A 2,822-nucleotide genomic window follows, 5' to 3' on the forward strand; every position below is an offset into this window, starting at 1 on the left:
GATCGGATGGCCGCGCGCCCCGGGGGGTGTGGGGCGGGCGGCCATCCGATCGGTGAGGAACTCCGGAACCAGAAGCTCCGGGGGTGTGCGCCAGGGCGCGACCGGAACGGGGCTGGGGATGCTCCGTACCGGTGTCGCCCACAGTTTCCTGTGAGCGGGGTGTTTCTCTCATCTGCGTCCAAACGTACGGCAGAGGGGAGCGGCTCCGACAGGCGACGGAGCATCCCGCCACCCGCCTCCCACACGTTCTTCACAGGCTCCGCCCGGCGGGGCCGGACGGCCGCGCCCGGCCGGACGTGACGCGCTGTCCGGCCGGGCGGTGGGGCCTCAGATCTGGGCGAAGGCCTGCTCGATGACGTCGAGGCCCTCGTTGAGGAGGTCCTCGCCGATCACCAGCGGCGGCAGGAAGCGCAGCACGTTGCCGTACGTGCCGCAGGTCAGGACCAGGACACCCTCGGCGTGGCAGGCCTTGGCGAGGGCCGCGGTGGCCTCCGGGTTCGGCGCCTTGGTCTGCGGGTCCTTGACCAGCTCGACGGCGATCATGGCGCCGCGGCCGCGGATGTCGCCGATGACCGGGAACTTCTCCTGCATCGCGGAGAGGCGGGTCTTCATGACCTCCTCGATGCGCTTGGCCTTGCCGTTGAGGTCGAGCTCCTTCATCGTCTCGATGGAGCCGAGCGCACCGGCGCAGGCCACCGGGTTGCCGCCGTAGGTGCCGCCGAGGCCGCCCGCGTGGGCGGAGTCCATGATCTCGGCGCGGCCGGTGACGGCGGCCAGCGGGAGACCACCGGCGATGCCCTTCGCCGTCGTGATCAGGTCGGGGACGATGCCCTCGTCCTCACAGGCGAACCACTGGCCGGTACGGCAGAAGCCGGACTGGATCTCGTCCGCGACGAAGACGATGCCGTTGTCCTTCGCGAACTGCGCGATGGCGGGCAGGAAGCCCTTGGCCGGCTCGATGAAGCCGCCCTCGCCGAGCACCGGCTCGATGATGATCGCGGCGACGTTGTCGGCGCCGATCTGCTTGGTGATCTGGTCGATGGCCTGCGCGGACGCTTCGGCCCCGCAGTTCTCCGCACCGGTCGGCCAGCGGTAGCCGTACGCCACCGGCACCCGGTAGATCTCGGGCGCGAACGGGCCGAAGCCGTTCTTGTACGGCATGTTCTTGCTGGTCAGCGCCATCGTCAGGTTGGTACGGCCGTGGTAGCCGTGGTCGAAGACGACGACGGCCTGGCGCTTGGTGTGCGCACGGGCGATCTTCACGGCGTTCTCGACGGCCTCGGCGCCCGAGTTGAACAGCGCGGACTTCTTGGCGTGGTCGCCCGGCGTCAGCTCGGCGAGGGCCTCGGCGACCTCGACGTACCCCTCGTACGGCGTGACCATGAAGCAGGTGTGGGTGAAGTCGGCGAGCTGCGCGGAGGCGCGGCGCACGACGGCTTCGGCGGAGGCGCCGACGGAGGTCACGGCGATACCGGAACCGAAGTCGATCAGGCGGTTGCCGTCGACGTCCTCGATGACCCCGCCACCGGCACGCGCGGTGAAGACCGGCAGCACCGAGCCGACGCCCGCCGCCACGACGGACGTACGGCGAGCCTGGAGCTCCTGCGACTTGGGGCCGGGGATCGCGGTGACGATGCGGCGCTCCTGCGGGATTGCGGTCATGCGGGGCTCCTGGTTCTGGGGGGCGGGTGGCCGTACCGGGACGCTCTCCGGTGCGGCGGCCGACGGTCGGCCTCTCGGCCGGGGCGTACGGGGGGTTTCTCCGCAGATTAGGCGCGTGGCCCGGCGCCGTCATGCTCCATCGGGGTGAGGTCGGCATGCGTCGTTGTCCGAGTTGGACAGATGGGGGACCGGCGAGGCTGCTTTGCTGTCCGGTGCGGTGGAGTGCCGGTGCAGTGCGTAACCGGTGAACTCCCTTGGCGCGGGCACTAGATTGAGCCCGGACCGGCGCACTGACCGGCAGGTCAGGCAGGGCGGAAGCAGCAGCAGGGGGCACGGGTCATGGACCGCGACGGCACGCACGAGGCACACGACGGACGGCACACGCCGGCACCGCCCACCACCGCCCCGGCCGTCCCGGACGGCCCGCCCATGCCGAGGCAGCCGCCGCAGTCCGCCCGGAGCGCGTCCGCGTCCGTCGCCGACTGGCTGGCCACGCCCCGGCCGAAGGCGGCGCCGGGGATCTGGCGGTTCGGGCACCGGCCACGCGGCCCCGAGCAGGACGACCGGGAGCTGAAGCGGCGCCTCATCAGGGGCCTGGTGATCCCCACGCTCCTCGGCCTCGTGCTCTGGTCGATGCTGCAGAACGGCAGCCTTCCCTACCTGTGGATGCCGGTGAAGGTGTTCACCCCGGCGGAGTGGTGGCACGAGGGGACGATCTCCTCGGTGGGTTGGCAGGGGGAGAACGCGCTGATCGTCTACGGCGGTGTCGTGTTCGGCCTCGTCGTCCACGCGGTCGTCCGGCTCAGCACCTGGCGTGAGGCCGCCCAGTACTTCGTGATGCGCAGGCCGCAGCCGTCCCGCGCCCTGATCGCCGCCGTGGCCGCCCTTTTGGTGCTCGCCCTCGTCTGGCCGAGCGCCTTCGGCGCCGGCTGGGACCCGGTGCCCGTCGTCACGCCCGTGCTCTCCCTGATCGCCCTGACCGCCGGCAGCTACTCGGTCTTCGCCTCCACCCCGGTGGTCACGTACGCCGCGTACACGCTGATCACGCTCGCCGTGCTCTGGCCCTTCGCCCGCATGGGCGGCTGGTGGGCGCTGCTGCGCGGCCTCGGCAGGACCGGCCAGGACCGACAGGGGCGCCCGGCCCCGCCCCGCCCAAGCAC

General features: G+C 71.8%; 1 protein-coding gene and 2 pseudogenes. 1 reads left to right on the top strand and 2 read right to left on the bottom strand.

Going from position 1 to position 2,822, the window contains the following annotated elements:
* Window positions 1-172 (bottom strand): annotated as a pseudogene (locus GUY60_RS39375) (phosphatase PAP2 family protein); the annotation flags it as partial.
* Between the two features lie 155 nt (window positions 173-327).
* Window positions 328-1,662, bottom strand: a complete 1,335-nt coding sequence (gene gabT / locus GUY60_RS36420) for a 4-aminobutyrate--2-oxoglutarate transaminase (protein WP_161705784.1) — start codon at window positions 1,660-1,662, stop codon at window positions 328-330.
* A 339-nt stretch (window positions 1,663-2,001) separates the two neighbouring features.
* On the opposite strand from gabT, the pseudogene GUY60_RS36425 reads away from it, so the two are divergent.
* A pseudogene (locus tag GUY60_RS36425) lies at window positions 2,002-2,822 on the top strand (ATP/GTP-binding protein); the annotation flags it as partial.

This window comes from Streptomyces boluensis (genome assembly GCF_009908195.1).
In the GTDB taxonomy this organism is placed as follows: Bacteria; Actinomycetota; Actinomycetes; order Streptomycetales; family Streptomycetaceae; genus Streptomyces; species Streptomyces boluensis.